This is a genomic window from Myroides sp. DF42-4-2, from assembly GCF_030326445.1.
Lineage (GTDB): Bacteria > Bacteroidota > Bacteroidia > Flavobacteriales > Flavobacteriaceae > Flavobacterium.
Window position 1 is genome coordinate 1 of record NZ_JACAKI010000011.1, and the last position, 23,780, is coordinate 23,780.

The window sequence follows — 23,780 nt, forward strand, 5'->3', positions numbered from 1 at the left end:
AATTATTTGTTGCTTTTTTTTCAGTGAAATTCCACTTTTATTCACAACTCATTACTATAACGCACGTTAGATCGAAATTTTTTTTTGTAGGTTGCTCGTTGCTCTTCGTTCTTCGTTCGATGCTCGTTGTAAAGCACAATTATCTTACAAATGAAGAAACTAAACAAACCGTTCAAATCGTAGCGTAGCGTAGATTCATCGAACACCAAAACAAATATAAACTAAGTGAGATAAACCGTGCAAAGAACAAATCGTAAATTCATCGAACACCAAAACCAATATAAACTAAGTGAGATAAACCGTGCAAAGAACAAATCGTAGATTCATCGAACACCAAAACCAATATAAACTAAGTGAGATAAACCGCGCAAAGAACAAACCGCAATAAAAAAGGAGAGCCTTGGCTCTCCTCTTTATCGTATAAAATCAATTAAAAGATCAACAATGGTGCGATAAATCCTACACTCAATCGGCCTGTATTATAATTCTCTTGTCCTAAATGCTCCTTGGCATAGGTTGAATAATTGTAATAGCGTCCTACATAAGAGGCATAAAATCGGATATTCATATTTTTAAATGGCAAATATTCTACTGTTGGAATAAATCCATAACTTGAACGAATATGGCTTACCCCGCTATTTTCAGATACTAAATTTTTAGCATAGGCATTGTTATTCATTAAAGTCAATGTAACATTTACTTTTGGAGCAATTAAATACTCTGCTTTAATCCAGTTCTCAAGGTAAGATACATTTTGTTGAGCGACTACATTATCTCCCGTCATCATATCTGTAATTATTCCCTTGCGATCTAACCCTTCGTTGCTGTATTTAAAATCGTACATCAGCGTAAATCGGTTGTTTTGATATTTATTACCAAGGGAATAATAGTTCATTCCTCTATTTTTAGCTTCTTGAAAGTAGCTGTAGCTGTAGATAGTTTCAAATTTTCCATCGAAAAAACTTCCTCTCCAATTGGTTACGATCGCCATTGGGGCTTTAGCTTTTTCAATTCCCTCTGGCATTTGTCCTTTATATACATCTTCGAAATTAGAAACGCGTGAATTTAGCACTTGTAATCCAAAAGAGTGATTGTTGGACACTTGATGCGTCACCCCAACTCCTGTAAGGAAGTTATCAGCGTATTCTAGGATATCATTGTATTCTAAGATATCAATTGGATTGAGGTCAAATTCAAATCCTCCCCAATCTGCGCTCATTTTACCGAGGTTTAGTTGAGTTTTAGGAGACAAGGCTACGCCAATGAATGCCATATCCGTAGAGCGACTAATATTATCTCTACTTCCAGGATCTGTACTTTTGGTGTAGCGATCTCTGAATCTGAAATAGACTTTTTCGTGAATTTTACCTTTAATTTCAAGTCGGAACTGATTGTTGCTAAAGGTAGATTCTTGAAATTTACCATCGTGAAATAGGTTGTCGTTGGCAAAACGCATATTAAATATCATGTCGACGTTTTTCAACAGATCAATTTTTTCAACAGGGAGTAGCGGTTTTGAGAGCGTATCGGCTGTTGTTTGTGTTTCTTGTGCAACAATTCCTACTTGCACAAAGAGTGCTAAAAATAATAAGATTTTTTTCATAGCTCAATATTTAAGGGGTGTGTACCTTACAGTAGAAAGGATCCCAAAAGGAAGCCTGCTGCGATAGCAACGGTAATGGCGACTAAACCGGGAATCATAAAACTGTGGTTCACTACAAATTTTCCAATTTTTGTACTTCCAGTACGATCAAAGTTTATTGCTGCTAATAAAGTTGGATACCCTGGCAGAACGAAGTCTGCGTTTACAGCTGGGAATATAGCGATCAATGCAGGATTTGAAACTCCTAGCGCCATCCCTAAAGGCATCATTGTTTTTGTTGTTGCTGCTTGACTAAACATCAAGGCACCTAATATAAATACAGCAATTGCAAACGTCCATGGGTATAAAGTAACGACTTCACTTAAGAACCCTTTGATAGCCACTTCGTTGTGTGACATAAAAGTCGCACTCATCCAAACCACACCAAAAACGGACACAACCGCTGTTGCCATAGAGGAGAACAAGCTAACTTTGGTCACACTGATTGCACTTGTTTTGGTAATCAACATCATCAAAGCAGAAGCAGAAAGGGTAATCATACTAATAACACTTACCATTTGCAGTTCACCATTGGCTTTGACAACCAAACTAGCGGCTCCTGGTTCAAACTGAGGTAAGAGTTGTGGAAAAGCTCCAGCAATAACAATTAATAAAACGGCAATAGCGAAAATAACCACGGATGTTTTTGCTCCTTTTTTTAGGGGAGTTTGATTTCCACTTTCATCTTCACCCGTATCCAAGCTCTTTGCAAATTCAGGATCTTTCATCTTTTCAATAAAGATTGGATCGTCTTTTAATTCTTTTCCTTTGCGCAATACGACAAAGCAAGTGATAAGTATACCGATTAAACACGCGGGGATACACACTTTCATAATATCAATTAGCGCACCTGGATAAGCGAGAATACTAGCTCCGGCAAATGCGGCAGTGGCAGCACTCATGGGACTACCTGTAATAGCCAAATGAGATGCAATCACTGAAACACTTAAGGGGCGTTCGGGTCTAATTCTCTTTTTTGTAGCTACCTCAGCGATAATTGGAAGTAACGAATACAGCAAGTGAGCTGTTCCAGCGAACAGACAAAAGAAATACACCGTAAAAGGCGCAATAAAAACAATGTTAGAAGGGTTACTGCGGATCACTTTTTCTGCTAATCGCACCAAGTAATCTAATCCTCCACAAGCTTGTAAAGTAGCTGCGGTAGACACAATAGCCATAATAACCAACATCACATCAATTGGAGGATCTCCAGGTTTCATCTGAAAGATGAACACAAAGATTAACAACCCAATCATACCCATCACTCCTAATCCTATTCCCTTCATTTGGGAACCGATTAATATCATCGCAATTAAAATTGCAAACTGAATCAATAACATAACACTCGATTTAAGACGCTCAAGCTCATCAGTAGGTACAAAAAAGGGAGCGAACCACTAAAGTGTTCTATACGCTCCCCCCATTATGTTTTCCTTTTGATGTACTCAATAGGATTTAGTATTTAAAGAATATCTCTTGTAGTTCTTTTTGATTGTTAGTCTTGGTCAAGGCTAACATCAATAAAACGCGTGCTTTCTGTGGATTTAAATCATCTGCAACAACAAAACCTAGTGCTTGATCATCTACCTCATTGAACAAAGTTACACGACCTGAACCTGCACGAGCAGATCGACAAACGGCAATTCCCTTTTTAGCTGCTGCCTCTAATGCTTCACCTACTGGAGCATTAAAGTTTCCGTTGCCCATTCCGGCGTAAACAATGCCTTGTACTCCTTCTTCAATTGCTGTAGTCACCGCTCTTGGACTTGCATCAGCATAGCCGTATACAATTTCTACTTGTGGAAGTTTAGTCAATCCTTTTACACTGAATTTTTGTTCTGGTGAACGCAGTGTTTTGTAGTAGTAGTTTACTTTTCCGTCGTAGATTAATCCGATAGGACCAAAGTTTCTCGATTTGAATGTCGCCATATTTGTAGTTACGGTTTTAGTCACATCGCGAGCCGCGTAAACTTCTTCATTCATAGCAGTCACTACACCTACATCTTTACTATTTGGAGAAGCTGCCACCATCACAGCATCCAACAAATTGCGGTTTCCATCTTGACTCATTGCTGTAGAAGGGCGCATAGCTCCAACTAGAACAACTGGTTTTGTAGCGTTTACCGTTAATTCCAAGAAATAAGCAGTTTCTTCTTGTGTATCAGTACCATGCGTTACTACTACACCATCTGCCTCATTTTTCTCAAAAATCTCGTTGATACGATTACTCAATTTCAACCAAGTCTCAACATTCATGTCTTGACTTCCGATTTGTGCAATTTGCTCCCCCTTAATTTTAGCGATGTTGTGCATTTCAGGAACAGCATTCAACAAATCGTCAATAGGCACTTTACCAGCAGTGTAGGCAGCCTTTGTTGAAGACTCACCAGCTCCGGCAATTGTTCCTCCCGTTGCCAAGATAATGACACGAGGCAAATCTTTCGTCGTTTGACTATTTTTCTTGGGCTGTGCTTGTACTTGAAAAACTAGTAAAAAGACAAACAATACATTTATGATCTTTTTCATATTAGGGTGTGATTTTAGTTTAGGATACAATTAGTTTAGGATTGATTAAGTTGTCTAACGAGTAAACTTCCTCCCATTTTGCTTGCGAAATCAACTTGCGTTCTTCTACTACAATTTGGTGTACACTTTTACCAGACAACAACGCTTCACCTGCAACACTTGCACAAGTTTCATACCCTAGGATTGGGTTTAACTGTGTTACAATTCCGATGCTGTTCATCACTAGATTCGCACAATGCTCTTCATTAGCAGTAATGCCAACAATACATTTTTCGATTAAGGTTGTTAAGCTATTTCCTAAATACTCTAGAGAAGTGAACAAAGCAAATCCGATCACAGGTTCCATAACGTTCAATTGCAATTGTCCTGCTTCAGCAGCCATGGTAACAGTTAAATCTTGTCCGATTACATAGAAACACGTTTGGTTTACTACTTCTGGAATTACAGGGTTCACTTTTCCTGGCATGATAGAAGAACCAGGTTGACGCGCTGGAAGGTTGATTTCGTTCAATCCCGTACGTGGACCAGAGCTCAACAAGCGCAAGTCATTACAAATCTTTGATATTTTGATTGCCGCGCGCTTTACTGTTCCCATGATTTGAACATAGGCCCCAGTATCGCTCGTTGCTTCAATTAAATCTGGAGATAATACTAAAGGCAATCCTGTTTCTTTAGATAAATACTTCACACATAATTCAGGATAAGCTTCTGGTGCATTAACTTTTGTTCCGATTGCTGTTGCACCCATATTTACTTCTAGGATTAAGCGTTGTGCTTCGCGCAAGCGCAATAAGTCTTCCCCAACTGTTGTTGCAAACGCGTGAAACTCTTGACCTAAAGTCATTGGCACAGCATCTTGCAATTGGGTACGCCCCATTTTAAGAACACTTTTGAATTGCTCGCCTTTGGCTGCAAATGCTTTTTCTAAATCTGATATTATTTGACAGAATCCGTCTAACTTGTAATACAAGGCCAAGCGAAAAGCTGTTGGATAAGCATCGTTGGTAGATTGAGAACAGTTTACGTGGTTATTCGGGTGTACATATTGATATTCTCCTTTTTTATGCCCGAGGTATTCCAACGCAACATTGGCAATTACTTCATTCGCATTCATGTTCACTGAGGTTCCAGCGCCACCTTGAATCAAATCACTCACAAACTGATCGTCGTATTTTCCCGCTATTACTTGATCACAAGCAAAGCAAATTGCCTCCGCAATTTTTGCGTCCAACACCCCACAGTCTCTATTGGCTAAAGCAGCAGCCTTCTTAACCTCACCTAAAGCTTTGATCAACCCTTTTTCATGATTCAGGGTAAGACCTGTAATGGTGAAATTTTCAACAGCGCGAAATGTTTGAACCCCATAATATTTGTCATTGGGAATATCTAATTCGCCTAAAAAATCGTGTTCTCTTCTTGTATCTTTCATATGCTTTAAATTTTATTATTATCGTAATTCATTTATATTATTTCTATTCGCATGCTATGCTTTATTTCACACTTCAAAAATAATGCTAGAAAAAAAATCATTTTATGACAAAAACACATTGATTATTTTATTTTTTTTACATATATTAAAGAAATCCTCCTTAGTATTACTAAACAAATCATAATAAATACTGTCTTTATGTTTAACATAATAATAAATAGTTGAAAAAAATCTCAAACCATCTATTTATAACATTAAAATATCTTAAAAACACCTATAATTACCAATCAAATATATAAAAAATTAGTGTTAGTAATTCATTTTAGCAACTTTATTTTAAAAAAAATATAAAATTACCATTATAGTTAGAAATGTTTGTTTTTTTTTGAGTTTTACCGGATTGAAAGCAAATATCTGTTTCGTTTTTCTAGTTATTTTTAGCCTTAGCGGGACTAAATGCAGAAAAAATAACGCAAAAAAAAACCTCATTGTCCATGAGGTTTATGTTTTATAATCTAAATCGGGTGGTTACTTGTCCTAATCGTTTCGAAAATGTATTCATTAAAGTGGAATAATCAATAATAATTCCGAGTATTTCAAAAGCGCGATCTTGTTCTACGCCTCCTAATTTGCTTTTATACTTCTCTATAATAGCATTTACAAGATGCATGCGCAGCGTTAGAATCGTTTCAGTTGTATATTGGGCAATACCATCTTTTTTTTGTTTGACAAAAATGTTTTGCGATTCCCATTTGTGTAAGTTTTCCTTTTCTTCCTCCATGAGAATAGTTGTCACTTGTGCAGACAGTTCACTATCTAAGCGCTTGAGGTAATCCTCTAGACTCCACGTATTGTTGTGGTAGTAGTTCATTATATCCGCATAGAGTTGTTTGAAAATAGGATTGGTCAACTGCACTTCATCTTCTTGTAAGCTCAGGTAAATGCGTTCATATACTTTTTGAACGATTTTGTGCTCCACTTCAACAATTTCGTCGTCTTCGTTCGTTTCAAAGAGGAGCTCTACAAATTGTTCTTCTTCATTGCCATACAACAACAATATTTCAATAATGCGCTGTTCTAAAAGATAGAGTGCATCAACTGCAATTTCTTCTGTTTTTTTATCAGCGTGCACCACTTCCATTTGTTGGCGCTCTTGGGTAAACTTTTTATTGGCATCAGCGAGTTCTTTTCTACTTATTTGAGCTAAAGAGGAAAAGATTACTTCTTCGGAAATATCCATGATTCGCGAACACTCTTGAATGTAGATTTCCCTTTTAATCGGATCGGGTATTTTAGAAATACTCGTCACCATATCGCGGATAATATCTGCTTTTTTAATGGGATCCCCTTTAGATTCTTCCATCAAAGTATTGGCTTTGAAACGGATAAAATCGGTAGATTGTTCTTCGAAGTAGGATTCTAATTCTTCTAAGCTGTGTTTTCGTGCGAAGCTATCAGGGTCTTCTCCTTGAGGAAGAGGGCAAATGCGCACATTCATTCCTGCTTCAAGAATTAAATCAACCCCGCGAAAAGAAGCGCGGATTCCTGCGGCATCGCCGTCGAACAGCATGGTTATATTCTGAGTCAATCGGCTTATTAGTCGAATTTGTTCGGGTGTTAGGGCAGTTCCTGAAGAAGCTACCACGTTTTTTACGCCCGTTTGATGCATCTGGATCACATCGGTATAGCCTTCGACCAAATAACAATTGTCCTTTTTAGCTATTTCTTGTTTGGCATGAGAAATCCCATACAACACTTTACTCTTGTGGTAGATATCACTCTCTGGCGAATTGAGGTATTTTGCTGCCTTTTTATCCTGGGTCAAAATACGCCCACCAAAACCCAATACACGTCCCGACATACTTTGAATGGGGAACATCACACGTCCTTTGAAACGGTCAAAACGCTTGTCATCCTTAACGATTGTCAATCCCGTTTTTTCCAAATAGTCTAACGAATAACCTTTTTTCAAAGCAGCTTCAGTAAACGCATCCCATTTATCTGGAGAATAGCCCAACCCAAAAGTCTTAATAGTATCCGAAGTAAACCCTCTTTCTTTAAAGTAAGACAAACCAATGGCTCTTCCTTCTTCTGAATTCAATAGCGTATCTTCAAAATAATTCTTGGCAAACTCCGACACGATGAACATACTTTCCTTTTCATTCATCTGTTCTTTTTCCGCATCAGTTTGCTCAGTTTCTTCTATTTCGATGCCGTATTTTTTAGCTAAATAGCGAATGGCCTCTGGATAGGAGAAGTGTTCGTGTTCCATCAAAAAGGTAATGGCATTTCCTCCTTTACCTGAACTAAAGTCTTTCCAAATCTGTTTGACAGGAGATACCATAAACGAAGGCGTCTTTTCGTTGACAAAAGGACTCAACCCTCTATAGTTTGCCCCTGCTTTCTTTAAATTGACAAAATCACCGATCACCTCCTCTACGCGAGCAGTATCAAAAACAGTATCAATGGTCGTTTTGGAAATCATAGTTTACATTTGTCCCACAAAGATAAAAAAAGAAGTTGCTTTACAATAAAACAACTTCTTTTCTATTGGTAAATGATTATTTGGTTTCTTTTGTTTGCAGCTGTTGCAGAACGCGCTCTTCTCCATCTGTCAAGGGTCGGAATACTCTGTTTTTCCAGTATTCCGTTTGATACTTGCTAGGATTTTGAAAAATATTCATTGCTTTTAGTCGGGATTTAGTGGGTAGGTTTGTCTCTTGTATTACATCATCTACAACTACTTCTCTAAGCATACTGACTACATTATCTCCGATTCGCTTATAAATGATGCGACAATCCATTCGCTGTGCTAGATAATATAGGTCATATTTACCTTGTCGTTCTTTATATACTCCTTGAAAACTCAGCTCATCGATACGCAATTGAAACAACAATGCATTTATCGTTTTAGGTTTGTTATGGTATGCTTTGGCCAATGCATAATGATAGGACAAAATTTGTTTGTGGTCTTGGGTAAAGACAATTTGTCCTTCATAGTATTTCCACCCCTCTACATTTGCTTTGGGTTTAAAAGAGACGGTTATTTCCTTTCCAGTTTCACCTTTGTTTTGTTTTAAGACATAGTCATATTCTTCGGGCGAGTCTAGTACTTCACGTACGGCATTTACTCCCGTATTGGAGGTAAAGAAATCTCGGATATCCCCTAGCCCCCCAATCAATGCAGAACTCAAAATTGCTTCATCACTCCCTCTAGGAATCTCCATTAGGGACTCAAGAACACGATGTTCTTTAAGTACTACCAAGGGAGTTTGTTTTGGTTTTTTGATATAATAGTCAAGCAAACCATCGGCTACATTAGTCACTTCCCCATTAGTCCACATAAATTCTCTCGCATAGGTCTGATAGACATCTCCACTTTTTTTAGGCCTTAACGCATTTTCAAAGGCATCATAGAACACCTTAGCTAAAGGTTCTGTAAAGGCAATGACTGCTTCAAGTTCCGTTTCTTTTAATTGTAATAGAACGGGCATCTTTCCCTGTGTATCAATTTCTCGGGTTTGATACGCTGGATGGCTCAAAACAATATGGTTCTGATTCTCCTCTAACTCAATCGAAAAATCACCATTGCCATCAGTTTGTGCCTTTCTTCCTTGGTCTTGTGTACTAATAGTAACCCCTTCAATACCGAGTTTTGATTGATGGTCTACTACATTCCCCTTCCAAACCGAAGTTTGCGCATGTATAACAGTCTTCACTCCTAATAGAAGAATCAAGACAAGAAAACACACCTTATAATATTTATCCATCTTTCTTCACTTTATTAAATATCTAATCGAAGTCCTAAAGACCACACATGTTGTTCTATACTATTGTGCTTAAATAGCGGAGTTAGTTCATACTGAAACTGTAGTGCCCAAGAGCGATAGCCTAGGTAACTTCCCACCCCAAATCTCGTTCGATCAATACCTAGATCAGAGCGATGTTTAACGCGATACGTTCCATTATCTTTATAGCGATACACTTGTTTTCCACTACTATTTCCAAAGTTAACATATCCTCCGACTCCTAAACGCCAACTACGCTCTGATATAAAATAGTTTTTCCCTGTTTTGCTATCTGTTTTCTTAGGTGTAAAATCAAACTCTAAATAAAGGGGAATTTGAAAAGAACCCAACGCTAATCTAGATTTTGTAAAGCGTTCATCGTAATCCGATAAGACCGTTTGTCCGTCTTGCACTTCAAAGAGGCGATGTTGACTCGGTTTTAGGTTACTGTACTCCCAAGCAATCCCATAGCGCAAGTGTAGTAAGTTATTGTTTTTTAGAAGTCTTGTCTTGACATGTAATCCAAACTGAATAAAATTAGACGGAACATAGCGAATTTCGGAATTAGCAAAGGCTCCATCGGTTTCCAGGTTACTAATCCCATACTGTAGATGAAGGCGAAGATTACTTCTGCGCTCCCCCAAAATGCGTTGTCCTTTTTTCTGATAGCTATCATAAGTACCGCCCATCATTACCGTTGCTACTCGTGTAGTTGTATCGGCAACTTTGAGAAATTCACCGTTCTTCATCGCGTAGTTGACCTGACTTTGTACAGCAAGAGTCAAACTGTCTTGCATGCGAACAACCTCTTTTTCAATGCGATCAGAAGCTTCTTTTGCAAATTTAGATTTCAATTCTTCTCCGAATTCTTCTGTTATACGGTTGTTATCGACCAAATTGTTAATAGAATCCACGCGGATGCGCAACCGCTCTTTTTGTTTTACTGTTGCATTCTGAATATCCACTGCAATTTGACTGACATTGTATTCAAAGGCTTTCAAGACTTGATCCGTCTTCTTTGATATCTTTTCTTTTTCTTCCAGATTATGGCCCTCTCGCTCTATTCGGATTTGTCCATAACTCGTTGTTAGGCTCAACAGCCACAACAACACCAAACTATATCTCCATTTACTTTTCATATATACTCTCTGATAAATCTACTACGGTTTTTCTCGTGGTATCAATAATTTTTTTCAATTTAGTCTCTCGGTATTCTACTTCAATTTCTCCTTCTACTTGTTTCAATAAATCGTTACTGTCCACCACAACTTTGCGCTGTGCGTTCTTTACGACGATCTCATCAATAACCAAGGAGTCCATTGTTTCTCTTTTAGCATCGATTGTTTTAGGTGCAATCGGCTCTATTTGTGCCAGCTGTAAAAATTGCGTTGTTGTTCCTACTTTATCTTGTTGTTGCGCAGGCTTAGGCACAATATATTCTGCTGGTTGTAGACTATCTTGCTGTTCCTGTGCATTCGTTTGATCGACTTGATCCGTTACGACATAATGCGTTGGTAGGGATTCTTCAGTTGAAGGCGAAGATAGGAAAGGCGCAGTGATCCAAAACACAAGGCCTAAAATTCCACCAATAAGCAAGCAAGCGGCAATTCCCATCCATTTTTGGAACGCTAGTTTTATTCCTTTCTTTTCTCTTTTGTCTAACTGTTGAGCTAATTTATCCCAAGCAGCTGAAGAAGGAGCAATGGTACGTTCGTCCATTTGCTTTTTCCAATCTTTATCTATTTTACTCCATTCCATAAACCTTGTTGTTTTAAATGCTCCAATTGTTGTTGTAATAATTTACGCGCTTGTGCGAGTTGTGATTTTGATGTGCCTTCGCTAATTTGTAGCATATGAGCGATTTCTTGGTGCTTGTATTGTTCAATTACATACAGGTTAAAGATCGTTTTACAACCCGCAGGTAATTGGTCGATTAGTCGTTGGATTTCTTCTAAAACTAAATCGCTTTCTTGGTGGTACTGCACTACTTCCTGAAGTTCGACCTGCTCTTCTAGATAGGAAAAAGGCCGCTGTGCGCGTAAGAATGAAATCGATTCATTGACCATAATCCGCCTAATCCAACCTTCAAAACTTCCTTTTCCCTCATATTTATGCACTTGTGTAAACACTTTCATAAAGGCGGTCACCATTACGTCTTCCGCATAGTGTATATCTTGTATGTACTGTCTACAGACGCTCAGCATCTTGCCCGACAACAATTGATACACCTCATGCTGAGCGGTTCGCTTCTCACACCGTAAATCATCGAGGTAATCTTCCACTTTTTTGGGGTACAATCGTATCAATTTCATAACTATTTAGTGTTGCTAAATGTATTATTTAAAATGCATCTTTGTCGTGATTCACGATAGAAATTGATGGATCCAAGACAGAATAGTGTCAACCATATTGATAATAAGTAGTAATAATCCTTTCATAATTTATTTTTTTGGGGTTCTCTATTACATAGACGCAACAAAAGAGCAAAAGGTTGGGATGAAAAGAAAAAAAAATATATTTTTTTTATCAAAAACAAGAAAGCCTCCAAATATGGAGGCTTTCTGTACAATTTAAAAAAGTTAGTTATCCTTAAAATCGATAACCAACACCAATAAAATACATCGTTGATTTGGTTACTTTTTGTGTATTAATTTTCGACAAATCGGACATAGCTTGTAGCCCTGCCTTTATCTCAACATTTTTATACATCATGTAAGATACGCCCATTCTTGCCATAAATCCAAAATTCCAACCCACATTTTTTTCTTTCCAAGTTAAATCTGTTGTTTTTTCTTGTGATTTATATAGATGTCCAGCGTATCCTCCAACATCTAGCTGTAGACTCAATTTTGTCTCATCTCCTTTTTTATAGAGAGGATAACTTGAGGTCAATCCAAAGGGAATAAGGAGATATTCATTCTTTAAATAGGTCGATTGACCCTCAAAGATACGGTTAGTTGTTAAAGAATAGGTTCCTAAACCTGCGTATACGCCAAACCCATCCCATTTTACGTCGAACTCTACGTTTACTCCATCTCGAATAAAACTATTTTGATCGACTTCTGCGCGCTGTTGTAAGACAGCATTTCCACTAAACACATAAGCAGATACGCCAAATTCAGGTTTAATTTTTTCTTTTTCTTGTGCCAATCCCCAAGTTGCTGAGGCCAAACACATACAGATTACCATTCGTTTCATCCCTATTTTTTTTTGGTTTGTTACGAATAAGACGCTAACAACTAAAAAAGGTTGGGACAAAAAAGAAAATATACGTTATTTTTTACGTTCAATCACGTAATTGACCATTTTAACCAAAGCTTCTTTATAAGGAGAAGATGGAAATTCTGCCACCAATTGTAAAGCTTCTTCTTGATAGGTAATCATTTTTTGTGTTGCATAGGTCAATCCACCGGCCTCTTTGACATACTCGATCACCTCTTTGACTCTGCGCTTGTCTTCATTGTGATTTTTTACGGAGTTAATTAGCCATTTGCGTTTTTCTTTGGTAGCGGTATTGAGGGCATATATTAGAGGCAAAGTCATTTTTTGTTCTTTAATATCGATACCCGTTGGTTTACCAATTGGTCCATCTGTATAATCAAATAAGTCATCTTTGATTTGGAAGGCCATACCAATTACCTCACCAAATTTTCGCATTCTTTCGATGAGTACAGCATCATCTGGTTGCACCGACGCAGCGCCTAAAGCACAACAAGCAGCGATGAGTGTTGCTGTTTTTTGGCGAATAATTTCGTAATAAATTTCTTCAGTAATATCTAAACGACGGGCTTTCTCGATTTGCAGCAGTTCTCCTTCACTCATTTCGCGTACAGCTACCGAAATGATGCGCAACAAGTCGAAATCTCCATTATCGATAGAGAGCAATAGTCCTTTGGACAGGAGATAGTCTCCCACTAAAACAGCAATTTTATTTTTCCACAAGGCGTTTAATGAAAAGAAACCGCGGCGTTTATTACTGTCATCCACAACATCGTCATGTACCAATGTCGCGGTATGAATCAGTTCAATCACAGAAGCCCCTCTATAGGTACGCTCATTTGCTCCCCCTTCATGCACCATTTTTGCGACTAAAAAAACAAACATCGGTCGCATTTGTTTTCCTTTTCGGTTGACAATGTAGTAGGTGATTCTGTTTAATAAAGCAACTTTCGTTGCCATAGATTTATGGAACTTCTTTTCAAAGAGATCCATTTCAACCTTAATCGGTTCCTGTATTTGCTGTACAATATTCATTATAAACAAATTTATGACTTTTTATGTCATACTATACCATTCAAACAAATATCTGTTCTATAAAAAGAGTAGAATCATCTTTTTAGTATGCATTTTTACGATTTATTCGCTAATTGTCCACAAGCTGCATCGATATCTTTTCCACGGCTTCGTCTTACTACTACGGTAATATCATTGCTTTCCAAGGCTTTAATATAATTATTTATCGCTTGTGGGTCAGCTTGTTGAAACTCACCATCGTCTATAGGATTATATTCAATTAGATTGACTTTACTCGGCATTTGCTTACAAAATTTAACCAACGCATCAATCGAAGCTTTGTCGTCATTGATTCCCTTCCACACCACATATTCGAAGGTAATTCTACTTTTTGTTTTGCTGTACCAGTACTGCAACGCATCACGTAGGTCAGTAAGTGGAAAACTTTTGGAGAATGGCATAATACGATTACGCGTTTCTTCAATTGCCGAGTGTAGAGAAACGGCTAATTTAAATTTCACCTGATCATCGGCTAGCTTTCGAATCATTTTAGGAATACCTGAAGTGGAAACGGTAATGCGCTTTGGTGACATGCCCAATCCTTCCTCTGAGGTAATTTTGTCTATAGCTGCCTGAACGTTGTTGTAGTTCATCAGGGGTTCTCCCATACCCATGAATACGATATTAGAAAGCGGACGCCCGTGGTTTTGACGGCTTTGTTGATCAATGGTCAACACTTGATCGTATATTTCATCAGGATTTAGGTTACGCATGCGTTTTAATCGTGCAGTTGCACAAAATTCACAGTCCAAACTACAGCCCACTTGAGAAGACACACAAGCTGTCGTTCTCGTTTCTGTTGGGATCAAAACGGATTCCACGATCAATCCATCGTGTAATTTTACTCCATTTTTGATGGTTCCATCTGAACTAATTTGCATATTATCCACGCGGATGTGATTAATCACAAAGTGATCTTCCAACATTTGACGAGTCGTTTTAGAGAGATTACTCATATCCTCAAAGGAATGGGCTCCTTTACTCCACAACCACTCGTACACCTGATTACCTCTAAATGGTTTATCTCCTTGAGAAACAAAAAAATCTCTCAATTGTTCTTTCGATAAACTACGTATGTCTTTTTTCTCTACTTGCATGCTGCAAATTTACTTTTTTTACTTGAATAATTAACCGTCCAATTTAGTTAACAAAAAGAGTCTTGAGAACAGCGTATTTATTCTTTGCTTTATCGTATTCGATTCCATACTATTGCTCGAATACTCAACAGGGAGTAAGCGAGCGAATACAAAGAAAAAACACGAGTTAAGTAGGTGTCTTCTTTGCATTTTGTTTGTGTTTTCTTTGAGGTACGTCCATTATGAGTCCATAGTGAGTCCATAGTGTCTCTATTAAAAGAGCGATTTCTAATAGACATACTATAGAGGCAGCATAGATGAATCATGGTCTTACCTATACCGTGTATAGATTAAAATCACAAAGACAAACCCTTCAGTGCCTAAAGAAAAAAGGCTATCTCGATGGAGACAGCCTCTTTTTTTATTTATTTTGCTAGGTATCCTCCTTCAATAGGATAATATCCTCCTGTTGCGAAGGACGCTTTATCTGAAGCCAACCACAGGATGATTTCGGCAACTTCTTCTGATTTTCCCAGACGCTGCATGGCGTGTTGGGATTCTAAGAAATGCTTCACTTGAGGGTCCATACTCGACAATAACGGTGTTTCAATAAATCCTGGTCCAACAGCATTGATGCGAATGTTTTGTGTACCATAATCCCAGGCTGCTGTTTTTGTTAATCCGACTACCCCGTGTTTTGCCGCTACATAAGCGGGAGATCCTGCAAAACCAACTTGTCCTAAAATAGATGCAATGTTGATAATGCTCCCTCCTCCATTGTTTAACATGGCTGGAATTTGATAACGCATTCCGTAAAATACCCCATCAAGGTTAATGGAGATCACTTTTTGCCATTCTTCTATCTCGTATTCACCTGTTGCTGCTGTTGCTCCGCCAATTCCTGCATTGTTTACTGCAATATCCAAACGCCCAAATTTTTCAAGCGTTTCTTTGACAAGTGCTTCATTGTCTGCAGGTGAGGAGGCATTGGATTTTACAAAATGGGTTTGAGTTCCCAAATTTTTCGCTAATTGCGTACCTAAATCTACGTTCAAGTCTGCAATAACTACTTTAGCTCCTTCTTTAACGAAGAGTTCAACAACTGCTTTTCCAATTCCTGAAGCCCCTCCTGTAACAATAGCAACTTTGTTTTCTAACATTTTCATATTTTATCTCTTTTAGTTCGCATTAAGTTACGAATTAAAAAAGGAACAAAAAGTTTCCAACTTTTTTATTAACAGACATTTAATGATAGAAGGACCAAAAAAAAACTGCCTTACCGAAGTAAGACAGCTTTTTCATCGTATTGAGTTCTTGTCTATTTTACAAATTTTGAAAGAAATCATTTCCTTTATCGTCTGTGATAATAAAGGCAGGGAAATCTTTTACCACGATTTTGCGTACCGCTTCCATTCCTAATTCTGGGAAATCGACTACCTCAACGCTCAAGATATTTTCTTTTGCAAGGATAGCGGCTGGTCCACCAATAGACCCTAAATAGAATCCACCGTGTTTTTTACATGCATCGGTTACCGCTTGAGAACGGTTTCCTTTTGCCAACATAATCATACTTCCACCTACGGCTTGGAACGGATCTACGTATGGATCCATACGGCCTGCTGTCGTTGGACCGAAACTTCCAGAAGGCATTCCTTCAGGTGTTTTTGCTGGTCCTGCATAGTAGATTGGATGATTTTTAAAGTATTCTGGCATTTCTTGACCGTTGTCTAACATCTCTTGAATCTTTGCATGTGCAATATCTCGGGCTACAATTACGGTACCGTTTAACATGACACGTGTTTTGATTGGGTGTTTGGTCAACTCAGCCAATTGTTCTTTCATTGGTTTATCTAAGTCAATAACTACAGGCTCTTCTAAATGAGGAGCTACAGCAGGTAATAAACGTGCAGGGTTTTCCTCTAATTGCTCAATAAACAATCCTTCTGCTGTAATTTTTGCTTTGATGTTACGGTCAGCCGAACACGACACCCCTAATCCAACTGGACAAGAAGCGGCGTGACGCGGTAAACGGATTACTCGAACGTCATGTGTGAAATATTTTCCTCCGAATTGAGCTCCAATATGAGATTCTTGACAAATCAATTGTAATTTCTTTTCCCACTCTATATCGCGGAAGGCTTGACCTCCCATATTTCCAGAAGTAGGTAAGTTATCATAGTAGCCCGCAGACGCTTTTTTCACTGCGGCAAGATTGGCTTCTGCAGAAGTACCACCAATCACTAAAGCTAAGTGATAGGGAGGACAAGCAGCAGTACCTAAATCCATGATTTTATCCTTGATAAATTCAGTCAAATTCTTGTCATTCAACAAAGATTTTGTCTTTTGATATAAGAACGTCTTATTTGCAGAACCTCCTCCTTTTGCCAAAAACAAAAATTCATATTTTTGACCCTGTGTCGCGTAAATATCAATTTGAGCAGGTAGATTTGATCCTGAGTTTTTCTCCTCAAACATACTGATAGGAACAATTTGAGAATATCTCAAATTCTTCTTTTGGTAGGTATTAAAGATTCCTTTGGACAAACTCTCAGCATCATTTGCTCCTGTAAATACGTTTTCTCCTTTTTTAGCTACGACGATTGCCGTACCTGTATCCTGACAAGAAGGCAATTGTCCTTCAACTGCCACTACAGCATTTTGCAATAAATTATAGGCTACAAATCGATCGTTATCCGTCGCTTCTGGATCGTCCAAGATCGCTTTTAAGCTTTCTAAGTGAGCCGTTCTCAACATAAAGGAAACATCAGTCATCGCTGCTTCAGATAAAACTTCTAAAGCCTTTGGATCTACTACTAAGATTTCGCGATCGCCTAATTTCTCAACTTTTACAAAATCAGCAGAAATTTTTTTATACTTCGTATCGTCTTTTTGAATTGGATACGGATCTTGATATATAAAGTCCATTGGATTATTCGTTTATTTTCGTCCGCTAAAATTACGAAATATACCAATGAGAAAACCGTAGAACGTTTCTAAATAACTCCCTGTTTATCGGGCTTTGAAACCAATACTCTGTGTTAATCTCCTTCTTTTTTTACCTGGTCTTCGTCAGTATCCTCCCATTTTCTGTACTTTTGGTTTTATTAAATAAAAACCTATGACCATTTTAAACAAAATTGTATCCCTTGCTTTGGGTGTATTCGCTCTCCTATTCTTTGGACAAACCCAAGCACAAAACATATCAGTTGGAGAATCTATCTCACTGACCTCAACCATCTTAAACGAGAATAGAACAATAAACATCTATCTACCTCCCTACTACCAACCCAATGATACGATAAAGTATCCCGTGGTTTACATTTTAGACGGTGGTGTAGAAGAAGATTTTATTCACCTAGCGGGATTGTTCCGCGTTAATTCACAACCGTGGGTTGACCGCTTTCCAGAAGCGATTGTTGTGGGAATTGAAAACACCAACCGCAGAAGGGACTTTACTTTTGCTGTACCGAACATTGACTTTTTAGACAACCTCCAGTATAGCAAGGATTTTTTTCCTCAATATGGCGGCGCTGAACCTTATGCGGCTTTCTTAGAAGGGGAATTGATCCCCTATATTGACCAACACTATAACACCACTAGTGAACGCACCGTTGTTGGTGAATCTTTAGCGGGATTAATGTCTTCTTACCTCTTAATCAAACACCCGCATGTATTTTCGAATTACGTAATTGTAAGTCCAAGTTTTTGGTGGGGAGAAGAAAAGTTGTTAGACGAAACAACAGTATGCTTATTGAATAAGATCAAACACCCAGTCCATGTGTATGTGGGTCTTCCGAGCAAAGAAGAAGATGAAATGATGTATGAAGTGGGAACTCGTTTCTATTCGTTCCTTCAACAAAACCCTATGATTCACGCGACGTTTGATTATATGCCAGACGAAGTACATGCTACTGTATTACATCAAGCAACACTCAATGCGATAAAAAAAGGATTTCACAAAACCAAAACCGCACAATAAAGCGTTCACTATTGAACAGTATTATACAAAACAAAAAAGTAAGCATCTGCAAAACAGCAGATTAAATATAAGATAAACCATGGTATGCCAATTGGATTATACAGCGTTAATGTATAATCCAATCCAACCATGAAAAAAACACTACTTTTATTTCTCTTGGGCACGACCCTCGCTATCGGTCAATCAAAGAAAGACAACTACATCAAAGAACACTTCCCTTTATTACTAGAAAACTTATCTTCCGAAGATTTACAGGCTTTTAAAAGCACCATGAAGATGTCGTCTAAGAACAAGCTCAAATACATTGACTCCGACTTACTTCGAAAAGGCAGTGGGGATCAATTTGGTGTGTACTACCAAATTTTTTCATTTGATCGAACTGGTGTTCGCAATCGCGTCACCATCATCGATGAGGAAAATAGAGAGATTGTTATAGAGGAAGATGGAACCATCTCTTTTGACAATACCCTGCCCCTAAGCCAAATCGACTCGGCAGCGGCTTCAACTACTCAATCTACCTTTACTACTTTTGAGGGAAAAACCTATGATTTAGCAGATTTATTAACAAGAGATGGTGTATTTCTCATTACTTCCACGACTTGCGGTCCTTGTATGTTGGCTTATGGTGACCTCAACCAATTGGCTAGTGATCCTGCCTATCAAAGTGTACCTTTTACCGCTTTATTTATCAATTCAGCAGCTAACCTCAAAACGTATACGGAAGGAACTGTATACAAAAACTTTGGACTGTTAGAGACTCCTTGGGAGTTGTTTACTTCAGCGGATCTAATTTCCCACTTGATTCCCAATTACAATGTAAAATCAAAAACGGTTCCTTATATCCTGATCAAAAAGAACAATAAGGTGGTATATTCGTCGAATCGAGGCATTAAAATCGACCAAATTAAAAAGAATTTATAACAACAAAAAAGCTTGAGTGACGAATCAACACTCAAGCTTTTTATTTTAGATGACATTAACTTGTAAATTAGGATGAATTACATGCTGCGCATATAGGCTTCCAAAGCCTCTAATTCAGTATCACTCATTTTTTTGGTGATTTCTAAATTGGCTTGCATAATAATAAACTGAGCCGGATCAACGATAGCTTCTTCTTGTCCTTTTAAGAACGAGATCAGACTGACATCGTGTTTATCGTAAATTTGAACAATTTCTCTAATACTCGGTCCGATGACTTTTTTATCAGCTAAGTGACAAGAAGCACAGGTTCCTTTTCCTTCGAATATTTTCTTTCCAAGTGCAATTTTTTCTGCTTGGGTCATTTCGGTTGCTCCACCGCGTTCTGATTCATATACTGCTTCAGGCATAGCTTGTTTTTCTTCTTTTTTTCCACAGGAAAATACAAGGAGGGCAACTAAAAAAGGAATTGTTTTAATGAGTGTATTGCGCATAGTGTTGTTTATTTTTTTGTTGTATCAAATGTACAAAAACAATTTGGGTCCACTCTTTCACAAATCACTCCTTTTCATGTAAAAAAACGACATAGCAGGCTGCAATATTCGCTACTGATGTGCTGTATTGCCTTGTATGAGTAGGCGAAAACAAAAAAGCTCAGCGTTAGGCTGAGCTTCATGTATTATTTGTTCAGCAAGATCGCTGCTTCTTTTGCAAAATAGGTTGAGATGATACTCGCCCCGGCGCGTTTAATACAGGTCAATTGCTCCATCATCACTAAATCGTGGTCCAACCAGCCTTTTTCAGCTGCAGCTTTGACCATCGCATACTCACCAGATACATGATACACAGAAACAGGTACGTTGACCGCGTCTTTTACCTCTCTTACGATATCAAGATAGGCAATTCCTGGTTTTACCATGACAATATCCGCTCCTTCTTCTACATCATACAGTGCCTCTTTGATGGCTTCTAAACGGTTGGCATAATCCATCTGATAGGTTTTTTTATCCGTTGGTATTTTGACATCCGCTCTTGGTGCACTGTCCAAAGCATCTCTAAAAGGGCCGTAAAAAGCGGAAGCATACTTAGCTGAATAGCTCATAATGCCCACATCTGTATAACCTGATTGATCTAAGGCTTCACGCATGCGCAACACACGACCATCCATCATATCACTAGGAGCAACGAAATCAGCACCAGCCTCCGCATGAGATACGCTCATACGCGTCAAGGCATCTACCGTTGCATCATTGATTACTTTTCCATTTTCAATAATACCATCATGCCCATAAATCGAATAAGGATCTAAAGCCACATCGGGCATGACAATCATTTCTGGGCAAGCGTCTTTAATAGCTTTAATAGCTGTTTGCATCAATCCATTGGCGTTCCAAGCCTCCGTTCCTGCATTGTCTTTTAGGTGATCACTTACCTTTACGTAGATATTCACTGCGCGAATACCCAAAGCGTATAGTTGTTTAACCTCTTTAACGGTTAAATCGACAGATCGCCTATAAATCCCTGGCATGGATAAAATAGGTTCTTCAACATTTATTCCCTCTGCAATAAACATGGGAAACATAAAATCTTGTGGAGTCACAATCGTCTCTCTTACGAGACTGCGAATAGACTCACTTGTTCTTAATCTTCTACCTCTTTGTAATGGAAACATACTATTTTATTTAGGGTTTACGGTGTACAATTTACGGTTAACCAATCGGTTGGATGAGCTAATACGTCTAACAGCTTAGCTTCATCACTTTCTGCTTCGGGTTGATAATCATACACCCATTGTACGTGGGGTGGCAAACTCATCAAGATGGATTCGATACGTCCATTTGTTTTCAAACCGAACAAGGTTCCTTTATCGTGTACTAAATTAAATTCTACATAACGACCTCTTCTGATTTCTTGCCAAGTGCGCTGCTCTGCGGTATACGCTAGGTTTTTTCTTCTTTCTACAATAGGGACATAGGCTTCCAAGAAGCTATCACCTACTGAAGTAACAAAATCATACCACTGTTGGGACGATTTTTCTGTTGTTTCTTCTAATCGATCAAAGAACAATCCACCAATACCACGAGCTTCATTGCGGTGTGCATTCCAGAAGTATGCATCGCATTGCTTTTTATACTGTGGATAAAAAGCAAGATCGTGCTGATCACAAGCGGTTTTACAGATTTGATGAAAATGAATAGCATCTTCTTCAAACAAATAGTAGGGCGTTAAATCTTGTCCTCCACCAAACCAGGAACGCACGACATTACCTTGTTTGTCGTACATTTCAAAATAGCGCCAATTCGCGTGTACCGTCGGCACCATTGGATTTTTGGGATGGATAACCAAACTCAATCCACAAGCATAAAAATCAACATCACCTACGTTGAAATACTGCTGCATTGATTTGGGTAATGATCCGTGAACGGCAGAAATATTAACGCCTCCTTTTTCAAAAACACGTCCATTTTCAATTACTCTTGTTCTTCCTCCTCCTCCTTCGGGGCGTTCCCAAAGGTCTTGTTGAAATTTAGCTTCCCCATCGACTTCTTCTAAACGAGCGGTAATTTGATCTTGGAGTTGCTGTATATAGTGATAAAACTGTTCTTTCATATGTTGTATAAGCCCAATGACTTAGTTACTTTCAATTAAAGTTGTCCTATTTTTGCCATAATCTCAAAGGAAAAAGCCTTACTTTCATTTTGAATAAAAGAATAGAGGCTTTTGGCTTTTGCTTTAAAGCGCTCTTCTTTTTTAGCCCATTGTGCCATTACATCGGCAAACTGTTCCATGCGATCCCAGCCAAAATTAAACTGCAGCAATTGTTGATTCAAGGCAGTAGCCTCCATCTCTAGCAAAATCGCAAAGGTCAAGCCTATTTTTGCTAATTCTGCGTCAATTTCTTCTTTTACTTTTAGATCATCGGGAACAAATCCAATGGACGAAAGCTTCACAACAATCGACTCGATTCTTCTATCTTCTTCGCTTTTTACTCCTTTATTCAGCATAAATTTGGGTATAAAAGGCAAAAAAGTTTACGCTGTATCCGTAAACCTTTTTGCGTAATTCTTTTATTTTTGTTCGTATTCTTTTACTGCTTCGATAAAAGCTTTGGCGTGATCCACAGGAATATGCGGTAAAATACCATGTCCTAGGTTCACGATATACTTGTCTTTTCCGAAAGCGTCAATCATTTCGTGCACCATTTTTTTGATGGTTGGAATCGGTGACATCAATCGACTTGGGTCAAAATTTCCTTGTAGGGTAATGTCGCCACCTGTAAATAAACGCGCATTTTTAGGGCTACAGGTCCAATCTACCCCTAAAGCAGAGGCTTTAGACTGTGCCATTTCAGGCAAGGCAAACCAACACCCTTTTCCAAACACAATGACAGGTGTAATTTCGGCTAAGGCCTCAACGATTTGATTGATGTATTTCCACGAGAACTCTTGGTAATCTACTGGCGATAACATCCCCCCCCAAGAATCAAAAATCTGCACGGCATTTACCCCTGCTTTTACTTTTTCTTTTAAGTATAAGATCGTAGTATCCGTGATTTTTTGAAGTAAGGTATGTGCAGCAACTGGATCGGAGAAACAGAAGCCTTTGGCTAAATCAAAGCTCTTTGATCCTTTTCCTTCAACGGCATAACAGAAGATCGTCCATGGCGAACCAGCAAACCCGATAAGGGGCACCTCATCATTCAACATTTCTTTGGTCACTTTAATGGCATCCATCACATAGCCGAGTGTTTCCTCTATATTGGGTACGATCACTTGTTCGACATCCTTGGCAGATCGAATGGGATTAGGCACCCATGGCCCTACACCAGGTCTCATTTCCACATCGATATTCATCGCCTGTGGTACAACTAAAATATCAGAAAATAGAATAGCGGCATCTGGTTTTACAATACGAATCGGTTGTACCGTAATTTCAGCTGCAATTTCAGGCATTCTACAACGGGTAAAAAAATCGTATTTATCTCGTAAAGCACGGAATTCGGGTAGGTATCTACCTGCTTGACGCATCATCCAAACGGGTGGTCTTTCCACCGTTTCTCCTTTTAAAGCTCTTAAGAATAAATCATTTTTAATCATTTCTAAACCATTTAAGTACGTCAATTTTAGCT

The 23,780-nt window shown here is 38.4% G+C and carries 21 protein-coding genes; 2 read left to right on the forward strand and 19 right to left on the reverse strand.

What is annotated here, in order from left to right:
* Positions 1-430 precede the first annotated feature (430 nt).
* The 14 genes from HX062_RS09415 to HX062_RS09480 all read right to left on the reverse strand — a co-directional run bounded on the left by HX062_RS09415 (position 431) and on the right by HX062_RS09480 (position 17,679).
* Positions 431-1,603 (reverse strand): porin, encoded by a 1,173-nt coding sequence (locus HX062_RS09415; RefSeq protein ID WP_182628446.1) that lies wholly within the window; start codon positions 1,601-1,603, stop codon positions 431-433.
* 26 nt (positions 1,604-1,629) lie between these two features.
* Positions 1,630-2,982 carry an anaerobic C4-dicarboxylate transporter family protein gene (locus tag HX062_RS09420; protein WP_182628445.1) on the reverse strand — a complete coding sequence of 451 codons (1,353 nt, stop codon included), beginning with the start codon at positions 2,980-2,982 and terminating at the stop codon, positions 1,630-1,632.
* Positions 2,983-3,097: 115 nt separating this feature from the next.
* Entirely contained in the window at positions 3,098-4,168 is a 1,071-nt protein-coding gene (locus tag HX062_RS09425) for a type II asparaginase (protein WP_286467214.1), read from the reverse strand.
* Between the two features lie 19 nt (positions 4,169-4,187).
* Complete coding sequence (gene aspA, locus HX062_RS09430) at positions 4,188-5,597, reverse strand: aspartate ammonia-lyase (protein WP_182628443.1); 1,410 nt, start codon at positions 5,595-5,597, stop codon at positions 4,188-4,190.
* Between the two features lie 508 nt (positions 5,598-6,105).
* Positions 6,106-8,082 (reverse strand): DNA primase, encoded by a 1,977-nt coding sequence (dnaG, locus tag HX062_RS09435; protein ID WP_182628442.1) that lies wholly within the window; start codon positions 8,080-8,082, stop codon positions 6,106-6,108.
* A 76-nt stretch (positions 8,083-8,158) separates the two neighbouring features.
* Complete coding sequence (locus tag HX062_RS09440; RefSeq protein ID WP_286467215.1) at positions 8,159-9,367, reverse strand: carboxypeptidase-like regulatory domain-containing protein; 1,209 nt, start codon at positions 9,365-9,367, stop codon at positions 8,159-8,161.
* 14 nt (positions 9,368-9,381) lie between these two features.
* Positions 9,382-10,524: a hypothetical protein gene (locus HX062_RS09445; protein WP_286467217.1), complete on the reverse strand. Its 1,143-nt coding sequence runs from the start codon at positions 10,522-10,524 to the stop codon at positions 9,382-9,384.
* A complete protein-coding gene (locus HX062_RS09450; protein WP_182628439.1) occupies positions 10,514-11,143 on the reverse strand; it encodes a hypothetical protein in 630 nt (209 codons plus the stop codon). The genes HX062_RS09445 and HX062_RS09450 overlap by 11 nt, the downstream gene beginning before the upstream one ends.
* A complete protein-coding gene (locus tag HX062_RS09455) occupies positions 11,125-11,697 on the reverse strand; it encodes an RNA polymerase sigma factor (RefSeq protein ID WP_182628438.1) in 573 nt (190 codons plus the stop codon). Before HX062_RS09455 ends, HX062_RS09450 begins: the two co-directional genes overlap by 19 nt.
* 277 nt (positions 11,698-11,974) lie before the next feature.
* A complete protein-coding gene (locus HX062_RS09460; protein ID WP_182628437.1) occupies positions 11,975-12,583 on the reverse strand; it encodes an outer membrane beta-barrel protein in 609 nt (202 codons plus the stop codon).
* A gap of 75 nt (positions 12,584-12,658) precedes the next feature.
* Entirely contained in the window at positions 12,659-13,639 is a 981-nt protein-coding gene (locus HX062_RS09465) for a polyprenyl synthetase family protein (RefSeq protein WP_182628436.1), read from the reverse strand.
* 95 nt (positions 13,640-13,734) lie between these two features.
* Positions 13,735-14,775, reverse strand: a complete 1,041-nt coding sequence (gene rlmN, locus HX062_RS09470) for a dual-specificity RNA methyltransferase RlmN (protein WP_286467218.1) — start codon at positions 14,773-14,775, stop codon at positions 13,735-13,737.
* Between the two features lie 404 nt (positions 14,776-15,179).
* A complete protein-coding gene (locus HX062_RS09475) occupies positions 15,180-15,920 on the reverse strand; it encodes an SDR family NAD(P)-dependent oxidoreductase (RefSeq protein ID WP_286467219.1) in 741 nt (246 codons plus the stop codon).
* 157 nt (positions 15,921-16,077) lie between these two features.
* Positions 16,078-17,679, reverse strand: coding sequence for a fumarate hydratase (locus HX062_RS09480; RefSeq protein WP_182628433.1), 1,602 nt, complete (start codon positions 17,677-17,679; stop codon positions 16,078-16,080).
* 193 nt (positions 17,680-17,872) lie between these two features.
* Here HX062_RS09480 and HX062_RS09485 point away from each other — a divergent pair, with 193 nt between their 5' ends.
* Entirely contained in the window at positions 17,873-18,733 is an 861-nt protein-coding gene (locus tag HX062_RS09485; RefSeq protein WP_286467220.1) for an alpha/beta hydrolase, read from the forward strand.
* Positions 18,734-18,862: 129 nt separating this feature from the next.
* A complete protein-coding gene (locus tag HX062_RS09490; RefSeq protein WP_286467222.1) occupies positions 18,863-19,654 on the forward strand; it encodes a TlpA family protein disulfide reductase in 792 nt (263 codons plus the stop codon).
* A gap of 77 nt (positions 19,655-19,731) precedes the next feature.
* Here the strand turns inward: HX062_RS09490 and HX062_RS09495 are convergent, their stop codons facing one another.
* From HX062_RS09495 to hemE, 5 genes are all read right to left on the reverse strand, one after another.
* A complete protein-coding gene (locus tag HX062_RS09495) occupies positions 19,732-20,145 on the reverse strand; it encodes a c-type cytochrome (protein WP_286467223.1) in 414 nt (137 codons plus the stop codon).
* A gap of 185 nt (positions 20,146-20,330) precedes the next feature.
* Complete coding sequence (gene hemB, locus HX062_RS09500; protein ID WP_182628429.1) at positions 20,331-21,323, reverse strand: porphobilinogen synthase; 993 nt, start codon at positions 21,321-21,323, stop codon at positions 20,331-20,333.
* A gap of 17 nt (positions 21,324-21,340) precedes the next feature.
* Complete coding sequence (gene hemF, locus HX062_RS09505) at positions 21,341-22,261, reverse strand: oxygen-dependent coproporphyrinogen oxidase (protein WP_286467224.1); 921 nt, start codon at positions 22,259-22,261, stop codon at positions 21,341-21,343.
* A gap of 35 nt (positions 22,262-22,296) precedes the next feature.
* Complete coding sequence (locus tag HX062_RS09510) at positions 22,297-22,656, reverse strand: hypothetical protein (protein WP_286467225.1); 360 nt, start codon at positions 22,654-22,656, stop codon at positions 22,297-22,299.
* Positions 22,657-22,719: 63 nt separating this feature from the next.
* Positions 22,720-23,748, reverse strand: a complete 1,029-nt coding sequence (hemE, locus tag HX062_RS09515) for a uroporphyrinogen decarboxylase (RefSeq protein ID WP_182628426.1) — start codon at positions 23,746-23,748, stop codon at positions 22,720-22,722.
* Positions 23,749-23,780 lie beyond the last annotated feature (32 nt).

Bases quoted from the DNA above. Each gene is read 5' to 3' on its own strand.
- HX062_RS09415 (WP_182628446.1), bottom strand. From the start codon at position 1,603: ATGAAAAAAATCTTATTATTTTTAGCACTCTTTGTGCAAGTAGGAATT.
- HX062_RS09420 (WP_182628445.1), bottom strand. From the start codon at position 2,982: ATGTTATTGATTCAGTTTGCAATTTTAATTGCGATGATATTAATCGGT.
- HX062_RS09425 (WP_286467214.1), bottom strand. From the start codon at position 4,168: ATGAAAAAGATCATAAATGTATTGTTTGTCTTTTTACTAGTTTTTCAA.
- aspA (WP_182628443.1), bottom strand. From the start codon at position 5,597: ATGAAAGATACAAGAAGAGAACACGATTTTTTAGGCGAATTAGATATT.
- dnaG (WP_182628442.1), bottom strand. From the start codon at position 8,082: ATGATTTCCAAAACGACCATTGATACTGTTTTTGATACTGCTCGCGTA.
- HX062_RS09440 (WP_286467215.1), bottom strand. From the start codon at position 9,367: ATGGATAAATATTATAAGGTGTGTTTTCTTGTCTTGATTCTTCTATTA.
- HX062_RS09445 (WP_286467217.1), bottom strand. From the start codon at position 10,524: ATGAAAAGTAAATGGAGATATAGTTTGGTGTTGTTGTGGCTGTTGAGC.
- HX062_RS09450 (WP_182628439.1), bottom strand. From the start codon at position 11,143: ATGGAATGGAGTAAAATAGATAAAGATTGGAAAAAGCAAATGGACGAA.
- HX062_RS09455 (WP_182628438.1), bottom strand. From the start codon at position 11,697: ATGAAATTGATACGATTGTACCCCAAAAAAGTGGAAGATTACCTCGAT.
- HX062_RS09460 (WP_182628437.1), bottom strand. From the start codon at position 12,583: ATGAAACGAATGGTAATCTGTATGTGTTTGGCCTCAGCAACTTGGGGA.
- HX062_RS09465 (WP_182628436.1), bottom strand. From the start codon at position 13,639: ATGAATATTGTACAGCAAATACAGGAACCGATTAAGGTTGAAATGGAT.
- rlmN (WP_286467218.1), bottom strand. From the start codon at position 14,775: ATGCAAGTAGAGAAAAAAGACATACGTAGTTTATCGAAAGAACAATTG.
- HX062_RS09475 (WP_286467219.1), bottom strand. From the start codon at position 15,920: ATGAAAATGTTAGAAAACAAAGTTGCTATTGTTACAGGAGGGGCTTCA.
- HX062_RS09480 (WP_182628433.1), bottom strand. From the start codon at position 17,679: ATGGACTTTATATATCAAGATCCGTATCCAATTCAAAAAGACGATACG.
- HX062_RS09485 (WP_286467220.1), top strand. From the start codon at position 17,873: ATGACCATTTTAAACAAAATTGTATCCCTTGCTTTGGGTGTATTCGCT.
- HX062_RS09490 (WP_286467222.1), top strand. From the start codon at position 18,863: ATGAAAAAAACACTACTTTTATTTCTCTTGGGCACGACCCTCGCTATC.
- HX062_RS09495 (WP_286467223.1), bottom strand. From the start codon at position 20,145: ATGCGCAATACACTCATTAAAACAATTCCTTTTTTAGTTGCCCTCCTT.
- hemB (WP_182628429.1), bottom strand. From the start codon at position 21,323: ATGTTTCCATTACAAAGAGGTAGAAGATTAAGAACAAGTGAGTCTATT.
- hemF (WP_286467224.1), bottom strand. From the start codon at position 22,261: ATGAAAGAACAGTTTTATCACTATATACAGCAACTCCAAGATCAAATT.
- HX062_RS09510 (WP_286467225.1), bottom strand. From the start codon at position 22,656: ATGCTGAATAAAGGAGTAAAAAGCGAAGAAGATAGAAGAATCGAGTCG.
- hemE (WP_182628426.1), bottom strand. From the start codon at position 23,748: ATGATTAAAAATGATTTATTCTTAAGAGCTTTAAAAGGAGAAACGGTG.